Genomic DNA, 25,278 nt, shown 5'->3' on the forward strand with positions numbered 1-25,278 from the left:
CTTATTATGCCTTTTTTCTCGCCGGATTTCAAGATTTTATCCATATTTTTTTGTAAAATCCATGTAAAGCAGTTACTGCCCGGAGCACGGCCGGGTCCCGGCAGGCCGCTCATTCCAGTTCAAACTGGCCCGTATAGAGCCGGTAATACCGTCCGCCCTGTTCCAACAGCTCCTCGTGGCTTCCGCGCTCCATGATCTGCCCGTGCTCCAGAACCATGATAGCCTTGGAATTACGCACCGTGGAAAGGCGGTGCGCGATGACGAACACCGTTCTGTCTTCCATCAGCGCGTCCATGCCCTTCTCAATCAGGTGCTCCGTCCTCGTGTCGATGGAGCTGGTTGCCTCATCCAGTACCAGCACAGGCGGAGAAGCCACCGCGGCCCGGGCGATAGCCAGAAGCTGCCTCTGGCCCTGGGACAGATTCGCGCCGTCACTTTCCAGAACCGTCTGGTACCCCTCGGGCAGACGCCGGATAAAGGAATGCGCATTGGCGATCTTCGCCGCATTGATCACGTCCTCCTCTGCAGCTTCCAGGTTTCCGTAGCGGATATTCTCCTCGATGGTCCCGGTAAATAAGTGGGTATCCTGGAGGACAAATCCCAGGGAGCGGCGCAGGTCCGCCTTCCGGATCTTTGTGATATCGATTCCGTCATAGGTGATCACGCCACCTGAAATCTCATAAAACCGGTTGATCAGATTGATAATGGTCGTCTTCCCGGCTCCCGTGGAACCCACAAATGCGATCTTCTGCCCCGGCTTGGCAAAGAGGCTGATGTCATCAAGAATCTTTTTCTTATAATTGTAGCCGAACACCACATGCTCAAAACGAACGTCGCCCGTCAAGGGGATAAGGGTGTTGTCTCTTCCTTCTTCGTCCGGCATCTTCCAGGCCCAGAGGCCGCTCTTCCGGCTGCATTCGAAGAGGCTGCCATCCGGCTTCTCCTCCACACGGCACAGCGTCACGGTTCCCTCATCCACCTCCGGCTCTTCGTCCATCATTTCAAAGATGCGCTCCGCGCCGGACAATGCGGCCAGGATGAAATTCACCTGCTGGGTGCATTGATTGATCGGCATGGCGCTCTGCCGGACATAGACCAGGTAGGAAGCCAGGCTTCCGATGTCCATGAGTCCTGCCAGTGCGAATAAACCGCCCACGCAGGCCGACACAGCATAGTTTAAATAGGAAATACTGACGACTACCGGCACCATCAGGCCGGAATACGCCATCGCATTGGTGGACGCCTGACGAAGCCGCTCATTTCTCCTGCAGAATTCTTCAAAATCCTTCTTCTCATGGTTGAAGACCTTCTCCACCTTCTGTCCTGCCACCATCTCCTCGATAAATCCGTTGATCTCGCCCAAATACTTCTGCTGTTCCATGAAATATTTCCGGCTCCGTTTCCCATTGAACCGGATAAACAGGAACATGAGCGCCATACAGCCCAGCACGATAAGCGACAGACGGAAGCTTAAGATCACGATCATCACCATGGTGCCGACCGTCGTGATAAAACTCTGGATCAGCAGTGTGAAGCTGTTGTTCAGCGCCTCGGCAATCGTATCCACATCGTTGGTGAAATGGCTCATCAGCTCTCCATGAGTATGGGCATCAAAATACGCCAGCGGCAGCGTCTGCGTGTGATTGAAAAGATCCTTTCGTATCTCCTTTACAATCTTCTGTGACGTTTTCACCATCAGCCGGTTATACCCCAGCGTGGCCGATGCTCCCACCGCATACAGGATCCCCATGAAGAGCAGTGCCTTCACAAGTCCCGGAATATCCTTCGGGATGATGTACTGGTTGATAATCGGCTTCAGCATATACGTACCGAATACGCTGGCAAGACTGCTGACAATCACCAGGAGTCCCACGACAAACATGGAAAATTTATGTCTTCCCATATAGGAAATGAGCCGCAGCAGCGTCCTTTTCGTGTTCCTCGGTTTCTTGTAACCGATGTATTTCGCCATTATAAGCCCACCCCTTCCTGCTGAGAATAATAGATTTCCTGGTAAATGGGATCTTTCGCCAGCAGCTCCTCGTGACTGCCTGATGCGTGTACCTTTCCGTCGTCCATGATAATGATCTGATCTGCTCCCGAGACGGAGGTGATCCGCTGGGCTATGATGATCTTCGTCATGTCAGGAAGGCTCTCCTTAAGACCGCTCCTGATTCCCGCCTCAGTAGCCGTGTCCACGGCGCTGGTAGAATCGTCGAGAATCAGGATCTTCGGCCGCTTTAAGACAGCCCTTGCGATACAGAGACGCTGCTTCTGGCCTCCCGATAAGTTCACGCCGCCCTGATCGAGATACGTATCGTAACCCTCCGGGAAACGTTCCACGAACTCGGCCGCCCCTGCGATATCACACGCCCACGCGATTTCCTCTTTCGTGGCATCCTCTTTTCCCCATCGCAGATTATCTTCAATCGTCCCGGTAAACAGGGTGTTTTTCTGCAATACCACGGCTACCGCGTCCCGCAGATGCTCCAGCGGATACGCTTTCACCGGCTTTCCATCGATGAGTACTTCCCCCTCCGTGGCTTCATAAAGCCTCGGAATCAGCTGGACCAGCGTCGTCTTGGCCGAACCGGTGCCGCCGATAATCCCCACGGTCTGCCCCGGTTTGATGTCGAGACTGACATCGGACAGGACGTACTCCTTCGCATTCTTCTTATATTTAAATGACACGTGATCGAAGGTAATTCCGCCTTCTTCCACGGTAAGTGATTCTCTGCTCTCATCCTGAATCTCAATTTCCTCATCCAGGACTTCCAGAATACGTTTTCCGGAGGCCATGGACCGGGTCACCATCATGAAGACATTGGAGATCATCATCAGGGAATTGAGGACCTGAAGCACATAGCTTAAGAATCCGGTAAGTTCCCCTACCTGCATTCCTCCGATAAAAATCAGATTGCCGCCAAACCACAGAATGGACACGATGGTCGCATACATCACGTACTGCATGGCGGGCATGTTCATACATGCCAGGCCGAAGGCCTTCTCCGATACGGTCTGCAGTTCCGAGTTGACCGCGTCGAATTTCTCCATCTCGTGGCCTTCCCTGACATAGGCCTTGACCACGCGGACCGCCATTAAATTCTCCTGCACGATCCGGTTGACCAGGTCGATGCTCTTCTGCAGCCGGGAATACAGGGGCCTCACATGGCTGATGATAAGAAACAGGATAACCCCCAGAAGCGGAGCCGCCACCAGGAAAATCAGCGCCAGCCTGGCATTGATGGAAAATGACAGGCAGAGAGCCGTCACCATCATCACAGGTGCACGCACAATGGGCCGGAGGCCGGTAGTTACCGCGTTCTGAATCACCGTCACATCGCTGGTAAGCCTCGTAACGAGAGACGATGTGGTGAAATGATCTGTATTGGAAAAAGAGAAGCTCTGGATCTTCTGATATTCCGCCTTCCGAAGCTCCGCTCCCAGCCCCTGGCCGCACAGCGCCGCAAATCTGGAATACGCGGCGCCAAGCCCCAGCGCCATAAGCGCCAGTATGCACATCTCGATTCCCTTTGTAATAATATACCTTCTGTCTCCGTTTGCCACGCCGACGTCGATGATATCCGCCATAACGAGCGGAATCACCAGTTCGAACATGACCTCCAGCGCCACACAGGCACAGCTGAAAAGCCCGTATTTCCGGTAATCCTTCATGTAACCGTAGAATCTTCGAAACATGTCTGCCTCCATCTCTTCACTTGCAGTTTCAACTGTTGCAATCGCAACAATTCATCATATACTATACGGCTAATTTCTGCATTTGTCTACTGAAAGTCTGCCAAAATCATGAAAAATTCATTTACCTTCGATTCATTTTCTGCTACACTATATTACAGGGTTGCAATTACAGAATTACAATCACAGCATTACAAGTTATGTTATGAAAAGGAATACATCAGAGAAGGTCAAAGGAGGCACTTATGAAACAGGATATGATAGTCATTCTGGATTTGGGAAGTACAGATAATACAAGGCTGGCGCGGGAAATCCGTGCGGTCGGCGTCTACAGCGAAATTTATCCCCATGACATTACCGCGGAAGAGCTCAAAAAACTTCCCAATGTCAAGGGCGTGATCATAAACGGAGGACCTAACCATATCGTGGACGGCGTGCGGATCGACGTACTGCCGGAGATCTACGAGGCGGGTTATCCAGTCATGGCCGCCGGCCACGAACCGGCAGCCTGTGAGTACAGCGTAACCGAATGGCCAGAGGACGAAGAGACAAGAGTATCACTGGTAAGAGAATTTGTATTTGATACCTGCCATGCGCAGGCCAACTGGAACATGACGAATTTCATTGCCGACCAGGTAGAACTGATCCGCAGCCAGGTAGGCGATAAGAAGGTTCTTCTTGCACTCTCCGGCGGTGTGGACAGCTCCGTTGTAGCCGCCCTTTTAATCAAGGCCATCGGCAAACAGCTCACCTGCGTCCATGTCAATCACGGCCTGATGCGCAAGGGAGAGTCTGAGTCCGTTATCGACGTATTCAAGCATCAGCTTGACGCTAATTTAGTCTACGTGGACGCTGTCGATCGTTTCCTTGGCAAGCTGGCCGGTGTTGCCGATCCGGAGCAGAAAAGAAAGATTATCGGTGCGGAATTTATCCGCGTTTTCGAGGAAGAAGCCAGAAAACTGGAGGGAATCGAATTCCTGGCACAGGGAACGATCTATCCCGATATCGTGGAGAGCGGAACCAAGACGGCGAAGATGGTCAAATCCCATCACAACGTAGGCGGTCTCCCGGAAGATTTACAGTTCCAGCTGGTAGAACCGCTGCGTCAGCTGTTCAAGGATGAGGTCCGCGCCTGCGGCGTAGAACTGGGACTTCCAGCAGAGATGGTATACCGCCAGCCGTTCCCGGGTCCTGGTCTGGGTGTGCGCTGTCTCGGAGCCATCACAAAAGAACGTCTGGAAGCAGTCCGCGAATCCGACGCCATCCTGCGCGAAGAATTTGCCAATGCCGGACTGGACAAGACCGTATGGCAGTATTTCACCGTCGTGCCTGATTTCAAATCCGTCGGTGTCCGCGACAACGCCAGATGCTTCGATTATCCGGTCATCCTCCGCGCCGTCAACACCATCGACGCCATGAGCGCATCGATTGAACAGATCGACTACGCCGTGCTGTTAAAGATTGCAGACAGGATCTTAAAAGAAGTGAAGAATGTAAACCGTGTGTGCTATGATCTGAGTCCGAAGCCTACGGCTACGATTGAGTGGGAGTAATGCCGGAGACGGCGCGCCCCGCAAGAATACCGTTTTTTTACCTGCCGCTTTGCCTCTTGACAATGGAATAATACTATTTGTGTCCGCCTGGTATTCAAGAGAATAATCGCAAAGGCACAAACAAAAAGGCGCCCTGCTGAACGACAAATTCAGCAGGGCGCCTTTTTGTTTGTCCTTACTTTGTTTTTCGCCATTGGATGGCAGTCCTGCACATTCAGCCATAATACCTTGTATAACGAATAGATTTATGTACTGTTTTGTGCTATACTTTATCAAAACACCAAAGTGGATACGTCTTAGGAGGAGATAATGGGATTTGCTCGTGTTCTCAAAGATGGCAATGGAGACCCGTCGGGCTATCGTAAATATGATGTTGAAGTCGCCTATATGCCGAAGCAGCAATCGAACGAAAATATATTTCATCTAGTCAAAAACATTGATATTGATACAATGGAGATTGTAAACCACGATTTTATTAAAGATTGTAAGCACGTTTACCGCAGAGGAAAGCTGCTGCAAGACCTTTTTTATACTCCAGGATAATTACGCCCAAGACTGTAATCACATGTATCGAAATGGTTTTATTGTTGATGATGTGAACCGATCGATAACATAAGAAAGGACCGGCCGGAATCTGTCTCAATTTGAGACAGATTTTGACAGGTCCTTTCTTCATGCTCTGAAAGTTTTCACAGCATAAATCCCTTTGTCCCATCTTCCGCTAGGCGTCATCAAACGCCCGGTCCAATCTCTTTATTCCCTGAACTCCCAGTTGGTACTCCAGGTCCCTTCTCTCCGCTCTCCGGTGAAGCCGCCGTAGTCGAAGCTTCCGTCTCCGGGGCCTTTGTAGGGGCCGCGGTCTGGCTCTCTGTTGGCTTGGGCGCAGGAGCTTCAGACGGGGCCGTGGTCTCGGGAGACGCCGTCGTAGCTGCCGGGGTAGTAGCCGCCGGAGTGGTGGCCGCCGTTGTCTCCGGGGCCGCGGTCGTCGGCTGTATTGGCTTGCCCGCCGGTGTTGAGGTGGTCTTCGACTCGGTTCCCTCCAGATGGTAACAGAGTACCGGAGTCCCCGCCGAGATGTTCTCAAATATCTTCTGTGCTACGGAATGAGGCAGGTTGACGCAGCCGTGAGATCCGCCGTTCTTATACAGCGTGCCTCCAAAGCTGGAACGCCATGTCGCATCATGGAGACCGATCCCGCCGTTAAACGGCATCCAGTAATCCACCGGCGTCTTATAATCTTCGCCCTTTAAAACCGCGTCCTTCTGCTTATAGGTCAGGGGATAAACTCCCGCCGGAGTCGCCCAGCCCTTGGCTTCATTACCCGACACAAAGTCAGATTCCACCACAAGACTGCCGTCCTTATAATAGAAAAGGTGCTGCGCCGTCAAGTTGATCTCCACATAGGTGCTGCCATAATCATTGGCCCCATGGCTGACCGCCTTCTGCTTGTAGACCGGTTCTCTCGTCTGACTCTCGCCTGAACGGATTATAGCTGCCAGTTCATCCGCCTCCGCGGACTGGTCGATTCTCCAGCCATAGCTTCCACCCGTAATCCTAACGGTCTTTCCGTAGGAGGTATTAAGAGTTTTTGCCTTATTATAGGTATCGTATTTGGAGGCCAGACTCTTCACATACTCCGTGACCGCTCCGCTGCTGACATAAGCGTTTCCATCGTCACCGATGCCGATCCAGTCCTTGATAGTATCGCCGCTCAGCACCTCCCGACTGTCTCCAAAGGTATATGTCACTCTGACATTCACAAATTTATTAAGCGCCTGCACGCGGGCGAGGAGCTCTGCGTCCTCACTGGGAACTCCCGGCTTCACGTAGGCCTCCAGTTCCTCCAGGGACAGCTCTCTCTGTAAGCCGTTTACCGCCTCCGCGATACCGGCCATCACCTTGTCTCTATCCAGTTCGCTTCCCTCTACTGCAGGAATCACACTATATCCCTGGCCTGACACATACTCTGACATCACAGCATCCTGTGGTTTCACCACCTGCGTCTCATCAAAGCAGTTCAGCGCATCCACCACGCCCGTAAGCTTCTCATCACTAAACTGGATCATAGTATCGATCTCAAAAGTCTGAGTCGCCTTCCGATGGCGGAACCAGTCGTTGGGCTCCTGTTCCTCCAGAAGCCTCTCAAGGCTGCCGTCAAACACCGATTCCAGGCCGATCTCATCGCCCGATATCACTTCCTCTGCGCCGCCCCGCTCCTTGATGGTCAACGTATATCCGTCGATGCCCGAAGCGATCAGCTGCTTCACTTCATCCACAGTCTTCTTCGACGCATCAATGCCGTTAATAGTCGTATTTGGGAAAAACACAGTACGATACTGCTTTCCCGTCTGTATGTACAACACGGTAACCGTGGCGGCCGCCGCCACTGCGATACCGCCGCAGACAGCTGCCCAGAACTTTACGCCCAGCCGCTTTTTCTTTCTGCTGCGTGGTTTTTCTCTTTCCATTTAATTCCTACCTCTTTACTAGCAATTAGTTAATGTGTTTATTATAACGCATGGCCATGCATGATGTCCAACCTTTTTCTGATAAGATTTTATGACATTTTTATTACGATCCACTCTCATATAAAAACAAATTTTATTTTCAATCCCCCGCTTCCAACTATTACTTTTTCGTTTTTCGCTTCTCTAAATTCAAAGCTTCGCGCACAGAAAGGTTCTTCCCCGCCTCCGGGTGCGTCCCGGCACAGGGGGAGTTGATATCCCAGTGTGCCGCCATCTGGATACCAGTGCCTCCCGGCGTAAATATGTCGGGAGGCACTAGTCATAAAAATGAACGTGACTGGCGAACACACGCATTATGTGTCCGACAGTCACGTTCATTTTTATGGCGAGCAGGAAGCAAGGCAGACGCGGGATATCAACTCCCCCTGTGCCAGGACGCACCTGGAGGCGGGGAAGAACCTTTCTGTGCGCGAAGCCACCCTTACTCCTCTTCGGGTTTGATTTTCCCCTTCTGGACCGCCTCCACGAACAGCGGCGCCAGCTGCGGATCAAACTGCCTTCCGGCCTGTTTCAATATCTCCTCCATGGCAAATTCCAGGGAGCAGCGGTCCTTGTAGGACCTTTTTGACACCATGGCGTCAAAAGAATCCGCAATGCAGAGAATTCTTGCGGAGAGCGGTATATCTTCTCCCGCGATTCCCCTTGGATAGCCCTTGCCGTCATACCGCTCATGGTGGCCGATAACAGCCGGTATTACGTAATCCAGAGACGGAAGGTTCCGGATGATGCCAATAGCCGCTTCCACATGTCCCTTCATGGTCTCATACTCCTCCGGCTCCAGCCTTCCGGGCTTGTTTAAAATATGTTCCGGGATCCCGATCTTTCCGATATCATGGAGAAGCCCGGCCTCCCTCACCAGCTCGATAAAGTCTTCACTCATGCCGTACTCTTCCGCCAGAATCCCCGCGTACTCTGCCACATGCCTGGAATGGCTGAAGGTATAATGGTCCTTGGCGTCAATGGCGGCGGTCAGCGCATAGATGGTAGACTGGTACGAGGTATAGACCTCCTCTCTCACCAGCGGTTCACCGCCCTTTGCATTTCCGTCGATGTGGGATCCGATGTCATAGACCATGACGCCGTTTTTCCCCTTCCGCTTCACGGAAAATACAGCCATGTCCGCGTTCTCCACCAGCTGCTTGATATTGCTGGCTGAATATGGGATGGTACAGATCCCGCAGCTCACAGTCAACACCTTTAAGGCGTAATCCGTGGCCCTCTTGTTCATATTTAAAATCTGCATCCGTATAGATTCTGCGATATTCCTGGCCGCCAGCACATCGAAATCAGGCAGCGCAGCCGCGAATTCCTTTCCGCTGTAGCGGGCCACATAACCGCGCTCTCCCACTGTGGCGCTGATAATCTTCGCCGCATTCTGAAGGGCAGCGTCCCCCTCCTTCATGCCGTAGAGCTGGTTATACAGCTTAAAATCATCGATGTTAATGATGATCAGAGCCAGCTCCCTGTTCGGCTTCTTCTCATACTGCTGATTCAAAAGCTCATAGAAATACTTCCTGTTTAAAAGCCCGGTCAGCTCATCCGTCCGGGCTTCCATGCAGGCCTTCTCATACAGCCTGGAGTTGCGGACCGCGATAGACGCTATGGAACTGACTGATTCCAGGAAATTCAAATCATCGTAGCCGTAGGATTTCCCCTTCTTTTTAGAGGCCAGAAGCACGATTCCAGCCAGGCTTTCCTCATCCTGCAGCGGAAGCATGCACTGGATTCCCAGTTCCCGGATCAGCTGCTTCTCCTCCTCCCACATGGACTTAAAAAGCACGGTCCTGCGGAATTCCGATATCTGGATACACCGCCTGTTCTGGCGCATCCACTCCACCATCGGGTTGTCCCCCCGTATGGTAATGTTTACGCCGCTGATGGGACGGGACCGGTGCGCCGTCTCATAATCCTTTCCCGCCTGGTCGGCCAGACAGATATAGATAGTCTCTACCGCCAGCGTCTCCTGGATAACCGTCGAAATCTCCTCCACGATATCTGCCACCTCAAGGCTCTTTGACACTGCTGTGCTGAATTTCTTTAAATTCTCCGTCTGGACCAGTTCCCCCTTAGTAAACAGAATATCGATAAATGTCTTCACCACCGATGAAAGCAAGAACGTAACCAGCGCGAAGCACACCGCCACGATCAGAAGGCTGCTTCCCGCAAATACTGGCATCTTCCTCTGAATAAACTCCTGGAGCGGATTGATGTAATTGGCAAACAGCAGTGCCACCAGCAACGTACTGATTCCGTAAACCACTCCTCTGGAAACCAGGAGTGTCAGCCGGAATAAATGCTTTTTATATAATGCATAGAACATGAATCCTGCGTTAATGATGCCTGAAAGGACATCTGTCGGGAATCCGCGGAACACCGGCACCAGAGTTCCGGCATGGCCGATAAACAGAATTACGATTCCTGCAAAGATTGGCTTCAGCTGATTTCGTTCCACCGTGTTCTTCCTGTACGACTTATGCACCAGGTAAAACATATGGATGATCGGAAACGACATGGTGATAAACAGGATAATAATGGGCCAGCCGATATGGTACACGAATCCGGCAGATCCGTTAGCCAGCCTTATCACTTCCGGGCATGGAATATAGAAGCCCCATTTGATGTTGGCCACATTATTAATCACCGCCAGTATGAACCACGACCACCACAGGATGGTGTCATCCGAATCCACCAGCGCATAGATAAAGTTAAAAAACGTAAAGGGCAGAATAATCAGGCCCACTATGGAAAAATGGAACCAGAATTCCACTCCCGGCCACAGCTCCATACGCATGGCGAGAGAACCGCCTGTCCACAGTAAAAACGCGGCCAGCACTACCAGAAATGAGTGGATGATTTTCGTCTTCTGCGCGGCCATGAACGCCACAAATAAGATCATGTAGCAAAACAGAGCCGTCACAGAGATAAATGAGTAGTTATACACTTCTCTCAGGCCTCCTTCCAAAAGCGGAAACCAGTTCCTGACTCTTTAAAAGCTCTCCGATCTCATACTGGGTAGGATTGATCCGCCGCATCTTCTCCTTGCCCCCGCGGTAATACGTATCAAACGTACCGCACCGCAGGATCGTGATCTCCAGAGGGTCGATTCCGAGTATCTTCTTCAAGTCCTTATAGTCCTCGTCGACGTATTTGAAATAGACCCCCATGTGCTCCTTTAATATGTTGACGGTTACGGCAGATGAAAACAGGCACTCCGGCTCCATCTCCACATACATGTGCAGAAATGGCCGCTTATTCTCCGTAATCTCCTTGGCCGCCGCCCAGTCCTTCACCTTCAGTCCGGACAGGCCGATGACCCGGCCGATGGAATTCTCCGTGATTCTTGTAAATCCGGCGATATCAATCACCGTTGGAATCCGGTCTATGTATTCGAATCTGGGGAATCGAACCTGATCCCGCTCATTTTCCAGGGCGATGCATCGATAGACATCCCCCACACGGTAACGCATGAAGACGCCGCCCTTCAGCACCGAGATCACAAGCTCGTACTTCTCGCCCTCCTCCACCTCGTTCATGAGGCAGGTACGCGGTTCATAGGAGGGATCCGCCAGACTCCGCTCCATCTCCTTTTCCGGGATGAACTCATAAAAGCAGGCATCCGGGAAAAAGTACATGCCGTCCCGGCTCCAGATCTCCGTTCCGATACACGTCGGCTCCGTTCCGGCAAATATCTCCATGGGGCGCACGCCCCACAGCTTCTCCAAATCGTCACGGTAGAGGCGGTTGTCCGTTCCGGCGCACATAAAACCCTTCAGACGGAACAAATCCTTTGGAAGTAAGTCTCTCCCCTCTTTCCTGCATAGATGCTTCGCCTTAAGCAGCCGGACCACCATAGCAGGACTGATGGAAATCTTCTTTTTTCCGTCTCCGCCTCCCGAACCGCTTCCGCTTTTATGACCGGAACCGAGAGACGCGATGCTGAGACTGACGTAATACGTGACGCTTCCGACGCCAAAAAAGAAGTCAATCCCTTTCTTTAAGCCCATTTTAAAGCCCTTTTTATTCCGTTCACTGAACGACATCTTCTGGGCTTCCTTGACCGGTGGAAGAAATTCGATGCTGATCGCATCGTTGAGAAGCAGAGGGAAGATTCCCGTCGCATAGGGAAGTGGTGCAAGCGCGTAGAGAATGGTATCCTTCGGATTGACATCGAAGTCTCCCCGCCCGCTGCTGGTGGACAGCATCAGACAGCCAAGCATGTTATTCTGGTACGTCTCCAGCATGCTCCGGGTATAGGGAGCCAGCTTGATCGTATGCCTTCCGCCCTCCCACGTCGTCTGAATCCAAACCACAGGATCGTCCGGAAGTATGGATTTGTCCTTTAAGGACAGACTGTCCGCATAGTCTTCATAAGAGGTTAATGGCACCATTTTCCGGAACTCTTCGATCGTCTCCGGATTCCTGCCCTTCAAAATCGTCTTACCGATCCCGCTGGCCCTCCATTTACGAATTTGTTCCAGCATAAGCCGGTTCTGAATCGCCATAAACTCATCTATGGTTAAATCCAGAAAACCGCAGTATTCCTTCCAGAGCTCCCAATCCTTACGCTCCTTCAGTTTTTCTTCAAATTTCATCCCCGTCCTCCTCCATTGTCCGGAAGTACCCGACACATTTGCTGATACTCTTTCCGGTGGGTATCAGAAATGGCGTTTCCCTCTGATACGCCTCATAGCCTGAAAGCGTTCTTTTAAATGTAACCCGGTCCTGAAACCAGACATACAAAACATTGAGCCCACTGTAACAGATACACACAGCCATCATCAGTCTCTGCCCGGTTAAGAGGGCGAGAAAGAGATACAGAAAGAAAAACCACACCACCCCCGGGTGTCTGCAGAGGGAATAAACGCCCTCTGTGTACACTGGCGGGTTTTCTTCCAGCCTGGTATACGTTTTCTCAAACGGCAATGCAAAAAACAGTGTGTAGATCAGCAGTGCTGCCTGGCTCACGGCCAGCGCACCAAAAATCACAATTCTCCAGACCGGCGCTCCGTACGCCCGGATCAGTGTGATGAAACAGGCGGCCGTAGACGCCAGCAGAATCACGTTCCCGATCAGGAAAAAGGTGTGCAGAATGCGGTTTTTCCAGGTAAAGCTGTTCAGATCATAGAGTAAAAACATACCAAAAGCAATCACGCCTGCTGCAAGATAACTCATTCTCCCTGCCTTTCTTTTTTATGACGTCTGATAATTCCGATTCCCAGCGGATACGGCCCCGTGTGAACGGCAATCGTCGCACCAATCTGGTTGATCCAGGCATCTTCCATCTCATACCCCCCGGTTCTGAGCGCTGAAAGCACCTGTTCCTTAAATAAAACCGCCTCTTCACGGTCATAGCCAAAGCCTATGGTAAACCGGTAGCTGCTTATGGGCCGCCCGTTTTCCTTCAAATAATCGAGCAAAAGAACGATCACCTTATCGATCGATTTTCTCCTGCTCCTCGATATTCCGCTTGGAAATATCTCTCCCTGCTTCAGGGTAATGATGGGCCTGATCCCCAGCACAGAAGCCGCAGCTCCGGCCACTTTCCCAATTCTTCCGCCGTGCTGCAGATAATCCATGCTTCCGATCGTAAAGAAAATCCGGCCGCTCTCCTTGATCTCGTCGAGTGCCGCCACGGCCTCCGAAAGGGTCATCCCTTCCTCTCTCATCGAGACGGCCTCCAGCACAAAAAGCCCCTGAAGTACGGTGTTCACGGTTGCGTCTATCACTTCAATCTGCGCATCCTCATACTGGCTCAGCACCATCTCCTTCGCATTCAGCGCGGACTGCATGGAACCGCTGAATTTCGTCGTGATGCAGATACACAGAACAGGAATGTGCGCCTGTGCAAACGGCTGAAATACGTCGACATAATCCTGGATCGACGGCATGGAAGATTTGGGATATACACCGGGCTGCTCCACCATCTCCCGGTAAAATTCGCGGATGCCGATTTCCGTTCCCTCTTTTTTATAGGTTTCTCCGTCAAAAGAAACATAGAACGGCACCACCGTGATCTCCTTCGCTGCAGTCAGCTCATCGGGTAAATCACAGGAGCTGTCACTGATCACTGCAAACCTGCTGTTTTCCATGTCTGATTCTCCTCTCCTCCGTATACAGCTGTCACGCATCTCACAAAAAGACTGAAAATATTTACGCGACACTTCCATTATACTAAACCTATCACAACCTGTCCATTGTAATTTACTCGATATCTGACAAAATTTTAGTCACATTTCGCTATTTTTAGATATTTTCTAAATATTTTTGTAACCTGAAATTTTTTCATATTTATTCCGTTTCACGCATCGCCGTCCCCTTTCATATGATAAATAGAAAGTGTATGCATAAGGAATATCACATGGCACAGTTTACACCGGTTTATGGAACCATCACCTCCATCACCCCCATGCAGACAGCAGACGGCACGCAGGACTGCACCCTTTTATTTTTCGTCATGACGCAGGATATCGGCCCTGTTACCTTTACTGTCACCCCCCTCACCTATGTGGAAGGCCAGGAGACGTTAAAGCCCGGAGACCCCATTGTCGCATTCTATGACAGTTCGGTCCCCACCCCACTCATTTATCCGCCCCGCTATCACGCAGTCCTGATTGCAGAGACGGATGACGGCCTCTTTGCCGCCTTCGACTATTTTGACGAAAATCTGGTTAATTCAGATGCGACACTCAAATTAAACCTGTCGGAAAGAGGCGGGACCGAAGTACTTATGGCCAACGGACAGATCTACTACGGCACACCGGCGAATCACTACCTGCTGGTACTCTACAGTACCACCACGCGCAGCATCCCGGCCATGACCACGCCGGAAAAGATCATTGTATTCTGCAGCGAATAGCCTGAAGGCTGCCGCCGGCCGTCAAAAAGGGATATCCGGTCTAGACCAGATATCCCTTTCTTTGGAGCTCCATCTCTATCATATCCAGATTCTTTTCCGAATCCGCGGCCACCGTGTGGTAATGGCAGCCGCCGGTCAGGGCCTTTAACGGCTGATCCCTGCTCATCGCCATCTGATTCACGAATTCCAGCGCATCCAGCCGGTTGTTGATAATTAAATCCACACTGATCTGGCCGTAGAGTGCGTGTTCAATAGATACGTCCAGAATTCTTCCTCCGTAATCCACGATCGTCTGAAGCTCGTCCAGCATATGCTCCGTATCGTGATTCACCCGGAAGACGCGGACGCGCGCCTTCTCTGCCCCCTGCTGGGGTTTATAGAGAACATAGCCCTTATTTGTGGACATGATTTCCTTATTCTCGGCCCGCAGAAGGGCGATATCCTGAACCACGACCTGGCGGCTCACTCCCGCCCGCTTCGCCAGCTCCGCTCCGGACACGGGAGACGTCTCCTGATTCAGTATCTCCATGATCTGCTGTCTTCTCTTATCTCCGTCCACTCGATCCATCACTCCTGTTCCCCAGTCCCATCTTTTCTGTCGTTTATATCATTCACTGTCATAAATGCCCCCTCATACCCCAGTTTCCGGCAGAGGGCCGCTGTGTGGGGCTGTTCCAGCTTTGCAGCCGCCAGGGCGTCTACCTCATAAAATACGGACTCCTTCGGTCCATCGGCCAGCACCTTTCCGTGTGCCATCACGATAACCCGCTCAAAATACTCCGCCACGAAATCCATATCATGGAGAATCGCCAGCACAAACTTTCCGGAATCACTCAGTTTTCTTACAATTGATCCTATGACTGCGCGTCCTCTGGCATCCTGGGCAATGGTCGGCTCATCCAGAATCAGGACCTGTGTATCCATGGCCACAACAGACGCGATTGCCACCATTTTCCGCTCCGATAAATCCAGATCATAGGGATTTTCTTCCGCCGCATCTAAGAGTCCTACCATGGAAAGGGCTTCTCTTGCCCGCTTTTCCGCCGCCTCCCGGCTCATGCCGATATTAAGGGGGCCCACCATGACTTCGTCCATCACACGGTTTTTAAAGATCTGGTCATCCGGATTCTGGAATACATACCCCACACTGCCGGCCAGCTGCGCCACCGTCCGCTCCGAGATATCCTCATTACCAAACAGGATTGACCCGGAAACCGGCTTCAAAAGCCCCTTTAACAGCTTGACCAGCGTCGTCTTGCCGGCACCGTTCTGGCCAATCACCGCAGTGGGTCTCGTATCCAGTTCCATGGCAAGGCCTTCCAAAACAGACACATGCTCCAGATAGTGGAACGACAGGTCCTTTATACGGAAGATTTCCCCGGACATTCTGTCGGCGGCAGCCGGCAGCCCTTCTGCCCCCACTCTCTTTCCGATTAACCCCGCCGGAAACTGATCCCGCAAGGCCATGGTCTGCTCCATCGTCACCGGATAGAGGCGCTTTCCCTCCTCTTTTCTGCACACGGAAAGCTTCCGGCAGACTCTTGTAAACACCGGCGCTTCCACGCCCAGTTCTTCTAAGTCATCTCTGGAGAATATCTTCTCCGGCGTATCGTACGCAACTTGTTTCCCATCGTGGAGAAGCAGGATTTTATCGCAGTAGGAGGCCAGTTTTTCCATCTTATGCTCCACCATAATGATGGTAATTCCGGTTTTGGACAGCTTATCCACCACCCGGAACACCTCCTCGCTTCCCTGAGGATCCAGCTGGGAGGTCGGTTCGTCGAGCACGATAATCTCCGGCTGCATGGCCAGAATGCTGGCGATAGCGACTCTCTGCGTCTGTCCTCCCGATAAATCGAAGGGGTTCCTGTCGCGGTACTGTTCGATGTCGAGCAGTCTTAAATTCTCTTCCACCCGGCGCACGATCTCCTCCCGCGGCACGCCTAAATTCTGCAGGCCGAAGGCAATTTCTCCAAATACCGTATCCTTCGCCCCGGAAAGCTGGTTAAATGGATTCTGAAAGATCAGTCCCACCTTCTGACACAGCAGCGCCACCGGTGTTTTGGCCGCTTCCTGCCCGTCGATCACGATCTTACCGCCATAAGCGCCCTTGAACATCGTGGGTACAAGGCCAACAAGAGCCTGACAGAGTGTGCTCTTGCCAGCCTTGTTTTCACCGACAATCCCGATAAAGCTGCCCTTTTCGACCTGAAATTCAAGGCCGTCCAGCGCCAGCTTTTCCGTATGAGGGTAACGGTATTTCAAATTTGTCACTTCAATCAGAGCCATCTTATCACCCTCCATACGATAGAACCTGCAATCAGGAGGACCATCAGAACCATAAATGCCCTGTCGCGCCCCTTGATCTTGTGATCGCTTAAAAATGTCTTCTTTGTCTTCGAATCAAAGCCCCGCACCTCCAGCGCGATGGCCCTCTCCCTGGTATTGATGAGAGAGCTGCTTACCACCGGAGAGATCAGCGGGATAAATGCCTTCGCCCTCACGAACAGGCTTCCTTCCGTCTCCATCCCTCTGCTCCGCTGTGCATCCATGATGGTATTCATCGTTCCCATCATCTGCGGAATAATTTGAAACACGGAACTGATCATATATCCGAAACGCGGGGAAAAGCCCGCCTGCTCTAAATCATCCACCAGAGTGGCCGGCTTCGTAGTCAGCACAAACATGGCGAAAGCCAGAAGCATGTTTAAGATGTTAAGCCCGATCCTGGAAGCGTAGAGAAGCCCTTCCTTATAGAACTTAAGCGGCCCTAAGGCCGCCAGGACATTCTGATTCTCCCTGTTGAACAGACCGTGGATCAGAAAGACCGTGATGATGATGGTAAACGAAAAAGCGATCAGCGGAAAGACCTTTTTAATGATTTTTCCGCTGATGAGCAGTCCCAGGCTGACTGCGATAAACACGCCGAACATCCACAGTGTGCCCGTGATTAAGGGCACACTGATGGCCGCCACGATGTAAAGCATCTTGGCAAAGGGATGCAGCCTGGTCAAATACGTATCTTTGTCCACAAAAAGGCTGATACTTTTCATAAAACGCTCCATCCTTCATTTAAAATTTCATGATTAATCGAGGCTTTCCACCTCATCGCCCATCTCATAGAGGGAGGTCAGCTTCTTCGGCAGTCCCTTGATAATGGCAAACACAATTAACAGTGTGATCAGCTTATCCGGAACATCGACAATCACCTCGTCCAGGAAGGAGCCCAGAGCTACCGGAAGGCCGGAAGCCTGAGACCATGCGAATACTGCGTCGCCCCAGAGGTTGCCGGTAGTACCGCCCCAGAACAGGATGTTGAGCGGTGTGGAGATGAGAACTGCCACAAATCCGGCCACGCATGCCGTTAAAACAGCGCCGGAAAGCTTCTTCATGCGTCCGAGCCTTGCCATGATTCCGACAGAAACGCCGATACCGAGGCTGGTCAGCGCATAGACCAGGGTGATGGAATCGCCTGTGGTAAAGCCGTAGATTAAGTTGTTCGCCGCGCCGCAGATTCCTCCGATGATCGGACCTCCCAGCACCGCGCCGATACAGGTTCCGATGGAATCCAGCCATAACGGCAGCTTTAGGACTGACGCGAACAGCTTCCCTAAATAGTTGATTCCGATACAGGCCGGAATCAGAACGATACATGCTGCATTCAATTTGGTTTTAAAAATATTACTCATACGAATTGCCTCCCTGTTTGTTTTTATCTATTCGTACAAACGCTTCAAGCGCTGTAAGAATCTCCATCCGTTCCCCCTGCATCATGGCGGACTCTCCGCCTGTATAGCTGTTAATGTTCTCCTCCAGAGAATCCTCCCACTCCACGACCGTGTTTAAGATCGAGGCCGTCCTCACGCCCCGCAGCCTTCCGACGACAAACAGCGCCGCCGTCTCCATATCGGAGCCGAGCACGCCCCTCTCTCCCCAGTAGGTGCTGACCGCCTCCTCGTCATCGATATAAAAGCTGTCATGGCTCCTGGCGATTCCCACATGGGTCTTCGCTCCCAGCTCCTCTGCGCTCTCCATACATGCCACTAACAGTTCCGTGTCCGGTATGGCCGGGTAAATACTGTCCACATACGTGACCGAGGCACCGTCATCCCGCACGGCGCCGTTTACGAGAATTAAGTCCCCCAGCCGGATCCCCTTTTTTAAAGCACCGCAGCTTCCGATCCTGATCATCGCCTTCGCACCGATTCTCGCCAGCTCCTCCACCGCTATGGTGGTGGACGCTCCGCCGATCCCCGTGGATACCGCCATAACCGAAACGCCCTTGTAGACGCCTCTCAGGCTCCGGTATTCCCTGTTATAAGCCAGTTCTTCCGCCTCTTCAAGGCACTCCGCAATCCGGTCCAGCCTCTGCGGGTCCCCGGGCAGAAGCACATAGTCCGCGGCCTGTTCCCTTGACAGCCTGATATGAGGCATGATCTCATCCATGTTCCCATCTCCCTTCTTATTTCTCATTTCTGTTATCTGTTATCACGTTCAGAAATGGCTGTACTTCCTTCATCACTCTGACACTTTCGCCAAAAACAGTACTGCCCTTTTGTTTAAATTTACCATAATCCATCTGTCTTGTCAATCAAAATGGCAGCTGACAAGACAGTTCATTCTTTGAGATTCTCTTACCTGCGTTCGGCGGAATGCCGCGAGGCAGAATAAAGAGTCCGGGCCTGCCAAACACGCCGACCGTCAGCGTGTCCGGCAGGCCCGGACTTTTTTTAATATTATAAAAAATATTCTACTCAACTAATTATAACAGATAACCGGTATGCCGGTGTAAACCATATCGTAAAGAGTCTTAGCCTTTCCCGAAGGCAGATTGATACAGCCATGGCTTCCGCCGTACTGGTAAATAGTGCCGCCGAATTTGCTTCGCCAGCTGGCATCATGGAGTCCGATGCCTCCGTTAAACGGCATCCAGTAATCCACATGGCTCTCATACTCGTATGTGCCATCTGCCTTCTTCTCGCCGCGGAGCACTCTGTCCGTCTGCTTATAGGTCAGACTGTAGATCCCCTCCGGAGTCGTATAATTCTTGGATACATTCCCCGTCACACAGGGCGCATCCCAGGCCAGATTCCCATCCTGATACATGTAGACATGCTGGTTCGTCAAATCAATCTCCACATACGTCTTTCCCCAGTCCGTGGTCCTGTCCTGGGCCTTCTTGCTGTATAATGGTTCCCTTAACTGGCTCTGTCCGGTCCGGATCATGGCGATCAGCGATGCCGTCTCGCCCGCCTGGTCAATCTGCCATCCATAGGGGCCGGTAAGATTCAAATCTTTTCCCGTTGTCGTATGGAATGCCCGCGTCTTTCCGGCCGTATCAAACTGATCTGCCATGGATTTTACAAACGCCGCGGCCTTGTCGTAATTCACATCCACAAGTCCATCCTGGGTGCTTCCGAGAATCCAGGTACAGATAGTTTCACCTTCGAGCTTTATTGTCTGCTCTCCAAACTGATACGTAATAACCATGTCCCTGCACCGGTTCATGGTGTCGCAGAGATCCTTAAGCGCCGCGTCCTCTGCGGTTACACTGACAGTCACATAACAGCCGGTTGCAACTAAATCCAATTCACTGCTGCCTGATTTCACAGCTTCCCTGATAAGAGCCAGAACCTTTTCCTTATCCACGTTGTTCCCCTGCACCTCCGGGATAATCGTAAAGGGAGTTCCCTCCTGATATGCCGTAATATGGGCATTCTGTGTCACTACGATATCTGACCCGCTGATACAGGAAAGTCCATTCACCGCATTCGTCAGAGTTCCTTCATCAAACTGTACGCTCATATTCACGCTGTGGGAATTGTCCGCCGAAGGTCCGGACACACGCCCCGAGGCGTTCTGTTCGTCGAGAATGTCCGAGAGTCCTTCCGGGGCCGCCGCCTTGTATCCGACGTCGCCGCCCTTTAAAGTCTCAGTCTTACCATCCTTCTCCTTTATCGTCAACTTGTAATCTGCACTGTAAAAGCCTTCTATCTGTGTTTTCGCTTCATCCACGGTAAGTCCGCCGATCCCGATGCCGTTTACCTTTGTTCCCGGTACGAATCTGGTCGTGTCATCTGCCAGTACAGCCTGTGCCGACATTACGATAAATACTGCCGCCAGCAGGGCACCTCTTACAAGCATTCCTGTTTTCTTCATTCTGATACTCATTCACCTTACCTTAAAACCTTTTAAGAATTGAGCGCCGTCCGGTTAAAAACTACCGCCGTCTGCTCTTTCTATACCTTAACACCATATGGGGTAAAAGTACAACCCCTTTTTTAAATGTAAGAATTACTTAATATTTTATTTCTCTTTTATTCCCTTTTCCGTCCCGGACAGACGGTACTCCCCGCTGCCCTCCAAATAGACCCACTGAATGGTACTTTCCTCCAGCGCATCTGTCCGGTACGGATTCCTCTGCTGCCAGGATGCTCCATACAGGCTGCTCTTCAGTTCCCCGCGTCCGGCGCGGACCGCCTCCTGGCCCGTCATGGACTTTAAGTCCACCAGTATACTCTGAAACTCCTCTCCCCCGTCGGATATCATAACGCTGGTTTTCCCCCATTCCACGGCAGACGCATACAGAGGCAGTTCCACTTGGCCCATAGATTCAAAAGACTCGTCCAACCCCAGGACAACCGTCTTCCATTCCTGCGGATAGCCATACTCCCCCACCGTTTCCGCCATGGAACATACTACCGCCCATTCCGGGCCTTCCGGCAGCGCCGTCTTCTTAAGCTCCGCGCGCCCGCAGAGCCGCAGATCCATCTCCTTCACCAGTTTTGTACCTCCTGACTTGAGATCCAGCTCCCTGATTCCGTCTGGAGCTGCGAGATAGTAGGAGTCCCCATCCAGCCATCCGGCTGACCGGATCCCGCCGTCCTTTGTCAGATTTTCAAAGTATTGGTTCCACTGCACAGAAGTCCCCTGCTGCCCATCCGCGGCATCCATTGCCGATATACAGAGCCGGTCTCCTTTATAAAATCCCAGATTGATGCCGAACAGCAGCCCCTTGAACTTCTGCGTGACGGCCGCAGGTTCTCCTTGATACGTAAATGCATCTATGAGAAGTGAGTGCTTCTCATCGGGCAAAGGCACCGCCTTCACCTGCCCCGACTGAAAATCGTACCGGAACAGACGCGGCAGAAATCCCTGGGGATCCGCCCCGATAGACCCCTGATAGACCCGCTCCGTCCGGTCCTCGTTGTCCATGCCGTCAAACAGGACGTAAAGGCAGTCATCTTCCATTTTAAGAAGGGGCGACCGGTCCAAATCCATCCCCGTCTCTTCCAATATAAACAACTCCCGGATACTTCCGTCGCTTGTGATCTCCATCACATGATAGTTGTTCCTGAACTGTCCGGCAGGCTCTTTATAAATGAAACAGCCCTCCGGTTTCTGGTCTCTCTTCCTCACAATCTCGAACTCGCTGGTATGGTACGACGTCTCGAATTTTTCTGAAAACCGGTCCAGCGCAAAGTTGATCACGGTCCTTCCATAGAAAACAGTCAGAACAGCCAGAACCATCACGGTGGCCAAAAGTATGAAACAGCGCCTTCGCACCCTTTTCTCTTTTCTCAGGGAATCGCTCATAGTGTCCACCAGAAGCTCTTCCACGGCGTCTTTCCGGATATTCTCCTCCTTCCTCTCCCCGCATAGAAGTTCCACCACGCTGACGTCAAGCTCCCTTGCCAGATGCTCCAGCATTGATATATCCGGAAGGCTCAGCCCCCGCTCCCATTTAGATACCGCTTTATCCGTCAGATGGAGGCGTTCTGCTAACTGCTGCTGTGTCATCTGTCTCTCTTTTCGCATGGACCGTACAAACTGCCCAAATTTCTCATTATCCATAAATTCCCTCTTTTCCTGCTTTATCAGAACATGCCTGAACAATGCTGTACGCCAGATTCGTGGAGTGCAACAGGCCTGAACCATTTTCCAGTCGTGATTCAGCAAGTGCAGTGTACAAAATTTGGGGAAATATAGCAACCGACTGTCAGTAGAATTACGGATTTTCGCCTGCTGTGTACCCGAATTTGATATGAAACCATGGAATCCAGACAATTAAATGACTCTAAAGGGAGTATTCATCTGAAAAAGCAGCAGGTTAGCCAATCAAATTTAAGGCTTCCCTGCTGCTTGAGTCTCACTCTGCCAATTACGTCTCAGTCTACGACTTCAATGCTCTCAATCACCGGCTGATTTTCCTTTGCCACCGTTCCGTTGCTGTCTGTCACTTTCGTGTCCTCACAGATCTTATCAACGATATCCATCCCGTCCGTCACGTAGCCGAACACCGCGTAATCACCGTCGAGGTGGGGGCTGTCCTGATGTACGATAAAGAACTGGGAGCTTGCGCTGTTCTTATCCTGGGAACGCGCCATGGAAATGGCTCCGCGTGTATGGGAAAGCGGGTTATCCACTCCATTGCTGGAAAATTCACCCTTAATGGTGGTATCGGAACCGCCCAGCCCTGTACCCAGCGGATCTCCTCCCTGAATCATAAAGCCGTCGATGATGCGGTGAAACGTAAGTCCGTCATAGAAGCCGGACTTCGCCAGAGACAGAAAATTCTCGACGGTAATCGGGGCGTACGTCGGGTCGAGTTCCACTGAAATGGTACCGTAGTCCTTTACCTGAATCTTTACATGATGCTTCGCTGCTTCCGCAGTACCTTCGTCTGTTTTTGTCTCCTCTGCAGATGTCTCTGCGGCGGCGGCGGATTTTGTCTGGTCTGCCGCGCCCGCTTTTCCGGAACATCCGGCCAGTACGGCCGCTGCCAGAACCATAAGCAGCATGATACGTTTTTTCATAATTCATCTCTCCTGTCATAATATCGTGTTCTCTGCTAACGTATCATATTATAAAGCCGTATAGGAAAAATATCAAATGAATTTCTTGTGTCCTAGTAAGCCTTTCCGCCCAGAATCTCCTCATAATCCTTTAGATTCCGCTCCAGAAGGGACGGCGTATCCAGGCCATAGGGACATTTGCTGCTGCATTGGCCGCAGTGCAGGCAGTCCTTGATCTTCATCATCATATTCTGTGACGCCTCCGTTAAATGGCCCGCAGAAGGCGACCGGCGGATCAGGAGCGACATCCGGGCGCATGTGTTGATCTCGATCTCGGCGGGACACGGCATACAGTATCCGCAGCCGCGGCAGAACTCCCCGAGCAGTTCCTTTCTGTCGTGTTCGATTACCGCCTCCAGTTCCGCTGTCATTACTGGCGGATTCCCGATGTAGGACAGAAATTCATCGAGTTCATTTTCCCGCTGGATTCCCCAGATAGGCAGCACATGATCGAACTTTGCCAGATAGGCATAGGCCGCGGCGGAATTGGTGATGAGTCCTCCTGACAGCGCCTTCATCGCGATAAATCCCATGTCCGCCTTCCTGCACGCTTCCACCAGCTCCAGTTCCTTTTCAGACGCCAGATAGGAAAATGGAAACTGCAGCGTCTCATAAAGACCCGATGCGACAGCCTCGGCCGCCACATTCAGCCTATGGTTAGTAATGCCGATGTGACGGATCGTCCCGTTCTCCCTTGCCTCCAGCATCGCCTCGTAAAGTCCGCTGCCGTCTCCCGGCTTCGGACAGACTGCCGGATTATGAAACTGGTAAAGATCTATGTAATCCGTCTTCAGAAGCCGCAGGCTCTCCTCTAAATCCCGCCGGAACTCCTCCGCCGTTTTTGCCGCTGTCTTCGTGGCAATGAATATCTTTTCACGAATCCCCTCAAAAGCCAGTCCCAGCTTTTCCTCACTGTCACTGTAGGCCCTGGCCGTATCGAAAAATGTAATTCCATGATCAAACGCCTTTTTTAACAGCCTCCCCGCCTCTTCCACCGAAACCCTCTGAACCGGCAGCGCACCGAAGCCGTTCTTGTTCACCGTAATCATGGTTCTTCCCAGTGTTACCTCCGCCATATCCACTCTCTCCTTTGTATACAAATAGATTCTGTTTCATTTCTATAAATTGTATCACACTGTTATGGCCAAGGGTACATTTTTCAGAATAAAATCTCAATCATTCACATTAAGCAGTTCCAGCAGCCTCTCCGCCGCGTCCTTCGGGAAGTCTGCCGGGAGCTTATCTGACACCATGGACGAAAGCAGCTCATGGGTATTCCGGCTCTGAGGAAGCATATATCCCGCCTCGCGGTATAAGTCCTCTGCCATCAGCCGGTTGGACCGCTCCAAAGCTGCGGCAAACTGCTTCACTATCGGATCCGGTGTCTTGCGGCCAATTGCCGCGGCCATAGCTTCCTGCTTCACCTTGCTGACCGCCAGCTTATTTAATTGTTCTCTTGTCCTCTCTTCTTTCTTCTGCTGAGGGGGATATTTCTCCGGCACCATGGAAATGGCTCCCGACGGACAGGCATTGGCGCAGATTCCGCATCCGATGCATTTGGAGGCATCCACCTGGCCGGTCTCCGTATCGGTTGCCCCGGTCGGACAGACGTAAAGGCAGAGACAGTCTTTTGTACATAATCTGATATTTCTTACTGCATGCATATACTTACCTCCTAGTATAATAATGGTGTAGTCAATCAAGACTACAAGTTAATAGTTACGGTATCTGTTCTAATGAATAACTGAAGGAGAGGCTCTCCCTCCATCAGAGGTTATTGCTAATAATTA

Annotated in this window: 20 protein-coding genes; 3 read left to right on the top strand and 17 right to left on the bottom strand. The window is 51.6% G+C overall.

The genetic code is table 11. The annotated features are described in order from the left end of the window. Positions 1-109 precede the first annotated feature (109 nt). Both H8S75_RS30650 and H8S75_RS30655 read right to left on the bottom strand, forming a co-directional pair. Positions 110-1,972, bottom strand: coding sequence for an ABC transporter ATP-binding protein (locus H8S75_RS30650; RefSeq protein ID WP_187024718.1), 1,863 nt, complete (start codon positions 1,970-1,972; stop codon positions 110-112). Further along, the gene (locus tag H8S75_RS30655) at positions 1,972-3,699 is read right to left on the bottom strand and encodes an ABC transporter ATP-binding protein (RefSeq protein WP_187024719.1); all 1,728 of its coding nucleotides are present in this window, start codon (positions 3,697-3,699) and stop codon (positions 1,972-1,974) included. Before H8S75_RS30655 ends, H8S75_RS30650 begins: the two co-directional genes overlap by 1 nt. A 242-nt stretch (positions 3,700-3,941) precedes the next feature. On the opposite strand from H8S75_RS30655, the gene guaA reads away from it, so the two are divergent. Together guaA and H8S75_RS30665 are read left to right on the top strand one after the other, a co-directional pair. Further along, complete coding sequence (guaA, locus tag H8S75_RS30660; RefSeq protein WP_187024720.1) at positions 3,942-5,249, top strand: glutamine-hydrolyzing GMP synthase; 1,308 nt, start codon at positions 3,942-3,944, stop codon at positions 5,247-5,249. Positions 5,250-5,558: 309 nt separating this feature from the next. Next, the gene (locus H8S75_RS30665; protein ID WP_187024721.1) at positions 5,559-5,792 is read left to right on the top strand and encodes a DKNYY domain-containing protein; all 234 of its coding nucleotides are present in this window, start codon (positions 5,559-5,561) and stop codon (positions 5,790-5,792) included. Between the two features lie 188 nt (positions 5,793-5,980). On the opposite strand, the gene H8S75_RS30670 is transcribed toward H8S75_RS30665, so the two are convergent. The 5 genes from H8S75_RS30670 to H8S75_RS30690 all read right to left on the bottom strand — a co-directional run bounded on the left by H8S75_RS30670 (position 5,981) and on the right by H8S75_RS30690 (position 13,866). Beyond that, positions 5,981-7,717, bottom strand: coding sequence for a L,D-transpeptidase family protein (locus H8S75_RS30670; RefSeq protein WP_187024722.1), 1,737 nt, complete (start codon positions 7,715-7,717; stop codon positions 5,981-5,983). A gap of 481 nt (positions 7,718-8,198) precedes the next feature. Next, the gene (locus H8S75_RS30675) at positions 8,199-10,718 is read right to left on the bottom strand and encodes an HD domain-containing phosphohydrolase (RefSeq protein WP_187024723.1); all 2,520 of its coding nucleotides are present in this window, start codon (positions 10,716-10,718) and stop codon (positions 8,199-8,201) included. Then, on the bottom strand, positions 10,711-12,369 hold the full coding sequence (locus H8S75_RS30680) for a GH3 family acyl-acid amido synthetase (RefSeq protein WP_187024724.1): 1,659 nt from the start codon (positions 12,367-12,369) through the stop codon (positions 10,711-10,713). The genes H8S75_RS30675 and H8S75_RS30680 overlap by 8 nt, the downstream gene beginning before the upstream one ends. Further along, the gene (locus H8S75_RS30685) at positions 12,359-12,949 is read right to left on the bottom strand and encodes a hypothetical protein (protein ID WP_187024725.1); all 591 of its coding nucleotides are present in this window, start codon (positions 12,947-12,949) and stop codon (positions 12,359-12,361) included. The genes H8S75_RS30680 and H8S75_RS30685 overlap by 11 nt, the downstream gene beginning before the upstream one ends. Beyond that, positions 12,946-13,866 carry a DegV family protein gene (locus tag H8S75_RS30690; protein WP_187024726.1) on the bottom strand — a complete coding sequence of 307 codons (921 nt, stop codon included), beginning with the start codon at positions 13,864-13,866 and terminating at the stop codon, positions 12,946-12,948. The genes H8S75_RS30685 and H8S75_RS30690 overlap by 4 nt, the downstream gene beginning before the upstream one ends. Positions 13,867-14,135: 269 nt before the next feature. Between H8S75_RS30690 and H8S75_RS30695 the strand changes: the two genes are divergently transcribed. Further along, a complete protein-coding gene (locus tag H8S75_RS30695; RefSeq protein WP_002602612.1) occupies positions 14,136-14,633 on the top strand; it encodes a hypothetical protein in 498 nt (165 codons plus the stop codon). A 40-nt stretch (positions 14,634-14,673) separates the two neighbouring features. Here H8S75_RS30695 and H8S75_RS30700 read toward each other — a convergent pair whose 3' ends face one another. The 10 genes from H8S75_RS30700 to H8S75_RS33195 form a co-directional block, all read right to left on the bottom strand. After that, positions 14,674-15,201 (bottom strand): transcription repressor NadR, encoded by a 528-nt coding sequence (locus tag H8S75_RS30700; protein WP_117632029.1) that lies wholly within the window; start codon positions 15,199-15,201, stop codon positions 14,674-14,676. After that, positions 15,201-16,922, bottom strand: coding sequence for an ABC transporter ATP-binding protein (locus H8S75_RS30705; RefSeq protein WP_187024727.1), 1,722 nt, complete (start codon positions 16,920-16,922; stop codon positions 15,201-15,203). The genes H8S75_RS30700 and H8S75_RS30705 overlap by 1 nt, the downstream gene beginning before the upstream one ends. Further along, positions 16,913-17,686 carry an energy-coupling factor transporter transmembrane component T family protein gene (locus H8S75_RS30710; protein ID WP_025529967.1) on the bottom strand — a complete coding sequence of 258 codons (774 nt, stop codon included), beginning with the start codon at positions 17,684-17,686 and terminating at the stop codon, positions 16,913-16,915. Before H8S75_RS30710 ends, H8S75_RS30705 begins: the two co-directional genes overlap by 10 nt. A 33-nt stretch (positions 17,687-17,719) precedes the next feature. Further along, positions 17,720-18,322, bottom strand: a complete 603-nt coding sequence (locus H8S75_RS30715; RefSeq protein ID WP_187024728.1) for an ECF transporter S component — start codon at positions 18,320-18,322, stop codon at positions 17,720-17,722. Continuing rightward, entirely contained in the window at positions 18,315-19,079 is a 765-nt protein-coding gene (locus H8S75_RS30720) for a nucleoside phosphorylase (RefSeq protein ID WP_187024729.1), read from the bottom strand. Before H8S75_RS30720 ends, H8S75_RS30715 begins: the two co-directional genes overlap by 8 nt. 312 nt (positions 19,080-19,391) lie before the next feature. Beyond that, entirely contained in the window at positions 19,392-20,804 is a 1,413-nt protein-coding gene (locus H8S75_RS30725; protein ID WP_432764214.1) for a L,D-transpeptidase family protein, read from the bottom strand. Between the two features lie 135 nt (positions 20,805-20,939). After that, positions 20,940-22,487 (bottom strand): helix-turn-helix domain-containing protein, encoded by a 1,548-nt coding sequence (locus H8S75_RS30730; RefSeq protein ID WP_187024731.1) that lies wholly within the window; start codon positions 22,485-22,487, stop codon positions 20,940-20,942. Between the two features lie 314 nt (positions 22,488-22,801). Beyond that, positions 22,802-23,449 carry a peptidylprolyl isomerase gene (locus tag H8S75_RS30735; protein WP_187024732.1) on the bottom strand — a complete coding sequence of 216 codons (648 nt, stop codon included), beginning with the start codon at positions 23,447-23,449 and terminating at the stop codon, positions 22,802-22,804. A gap of 92 nt (positions 23,450-23,541) precedes the next feature. Beyond that, on the bottom strand, positions 23,542-24,564 hold the full coding sequence (locus H8S75_RS30740; protein ID WP_187024733.1) for an aldo/keto reductase: 1,023 nt from the start codon (positions 24,562-24,564) through the stop codon (positions 23,542-23,544). Between the two features lie 96 nt (positions 24,565-24,660). Next, complete coding sequence (locus H8S75_RS33195) at positions 24,661-25,152, bottom strand: 4Fe-4S binding protein (protein WP_187024734.1); 492 nt, start codon at positions 25,150-25,152, stop codon at positions 24,661-24,663. Positions 25,153-25,278: the final 126 nt, after the last annotated feature.

Source organism: Hungatella hominis (assembly GCF_014288005.1).
Lineage (GTDB): Bacteria > Bacillota > Clostridia > Lachnospirales > Lachnospiraceae > Hungatella > Hungatella effluvii.

Excerpts from the sequence above, each read along its gene's own strand:
- H8S75_RS30650 (WP_187024718.1), bottom strand. The coding sequence starts at position 1,972 with ATGGCGAAATACATCGGTTACAAGAAACCGAGGAACACGAAAAGGACG.
- H8S75_RS30655 (WP_187024719.1), bottom strand. The coding sequence starts at position 3,699 with ATGTTTCGAAGATTCTACGGTTACATGAAGGATTACCGGAAATACGGG.
- guaA (WP_187024720.1), top strand. The coding sequence starts at position 3,942 with ATGAAACAGGATATGATAGTCATTCTGGATTTGGGAAGTACAGATAAT.
- H8S75_RS30665 (WP_187024721.1), top strand. The coding sequence starts at position 5,559 with ATGGGATTTGCTCGTGTTCTCAAAGATGGCAATGGAGACCCGTCGGGC.
- H8S75_RS30670 (WP_187024722.1), bottom strand. The coding sequence starts at position 7,717 with ATGGAAAGAGAAAAACCACGCAGCAGAAAGAAAAAGCGGCTGGGCGTA.
- H8S75_RS30680 (WP_187024724.1), bottom strand. The coding sequence starts at position 12,369 with ATGAAATTTGAAGAAAAACTGAAGGAGCGTAAGGATTGGGAGCTCTGG.
- H8S75_RS30685 (WP_187024725.1), bottom strand. The coding sequence starts at position 12,949 with ATGAGTTATCTTGCAGCAGGCGTGATTGCTTTTGGTATGTTTTTACTC.
- H8S75_RS30690 (WP_187024726.1), bottom strand. The coding sequence starts at position 13,866 with ATGGAAAACAGCAGGTTTGCAGTGATCAGTGACAGCTCCTGTGATTTA.
- H8S75_RS30695 (WP_002602612.1), top strand. The coding sequence starts at position 14,136 with ATGGCACAGTTTACACCGGTTTATGGAACCATCACCTCCATCACCCCC.
- H8S75_RS30700 (WP_117632029.1), bottom strand. The coding sequence starts at position 15,201 with ATGGATCGAGTGGACGGAGATAAGAGAAGACAGCAGATCATGGAGATA.
- H8S75_RS30705 (WP_187024727.1), bottom strand. The coding sequence starts at position 16,922 with ATGGCTCTGATTGAAGTGACAAATTTGAAATACCGTTACCCTCATACG.
- H8S75_RS30710 (WP_025529967.1), bottom strand. The coding sequence starts at position 17,686 with ATGAAAAGTATCAGCCTTTTTGTGGACAAAGATACGTATTTGACCAGG.
- H8S75_RS30715 (WP_187024728.1), bottom strand. The coding sequence starts at position 18,322 with ATGAGTAATATTTTTAAAACCAAATTGAATGCAGCATGTATCGTTCTG.
- H8S75_RS30720 (WP_187024729.1), bottom strand. The coding sequence starts at position 19,079 with ATGGATGAGATCATGCCTCATATCAGGCTGTCAAGGGAACAGGCCGCG.
- H8S75_RS30725 (WP_432764214.1), bottom strand. The coding sequence starts at position 20,804 with ATGAGTATCAGAATGAAGAAAACAGGAATGCTTGTAAGAGGTGCCCTG.
- H8S75_RS30730 (WP_187024731.1), bottom strand. The coding sequence starts at position 22,487 with ATGGATAATGAGAAATTTGGGCAGTTTGTACGGTCCATGCGAAAAGAG.
- H8S75_RS30735 (WP_187024732.1), bottom strand. The coding sequence starts at position 23,449 with ATGAAAAAACGTATCATGCTGCTTATGGTTCTGGCAGCGGCCGTACTG.
- H8S75_RS30740 (WP_187024733.1), bottom strand. The coding sequence starts at position 24,564 with ATGGCGGAGGTAACACTGGGAAGAACCATGATTACGGTGAACAAGAAC.
- H8S75_RS33195 (WP_187024734.1), bottom strand. The coding sequence starts at position 25,152 with ATGCATGCAGTAAGAAATATCAGATTATGTACAAAAGACTGTCTCTGC.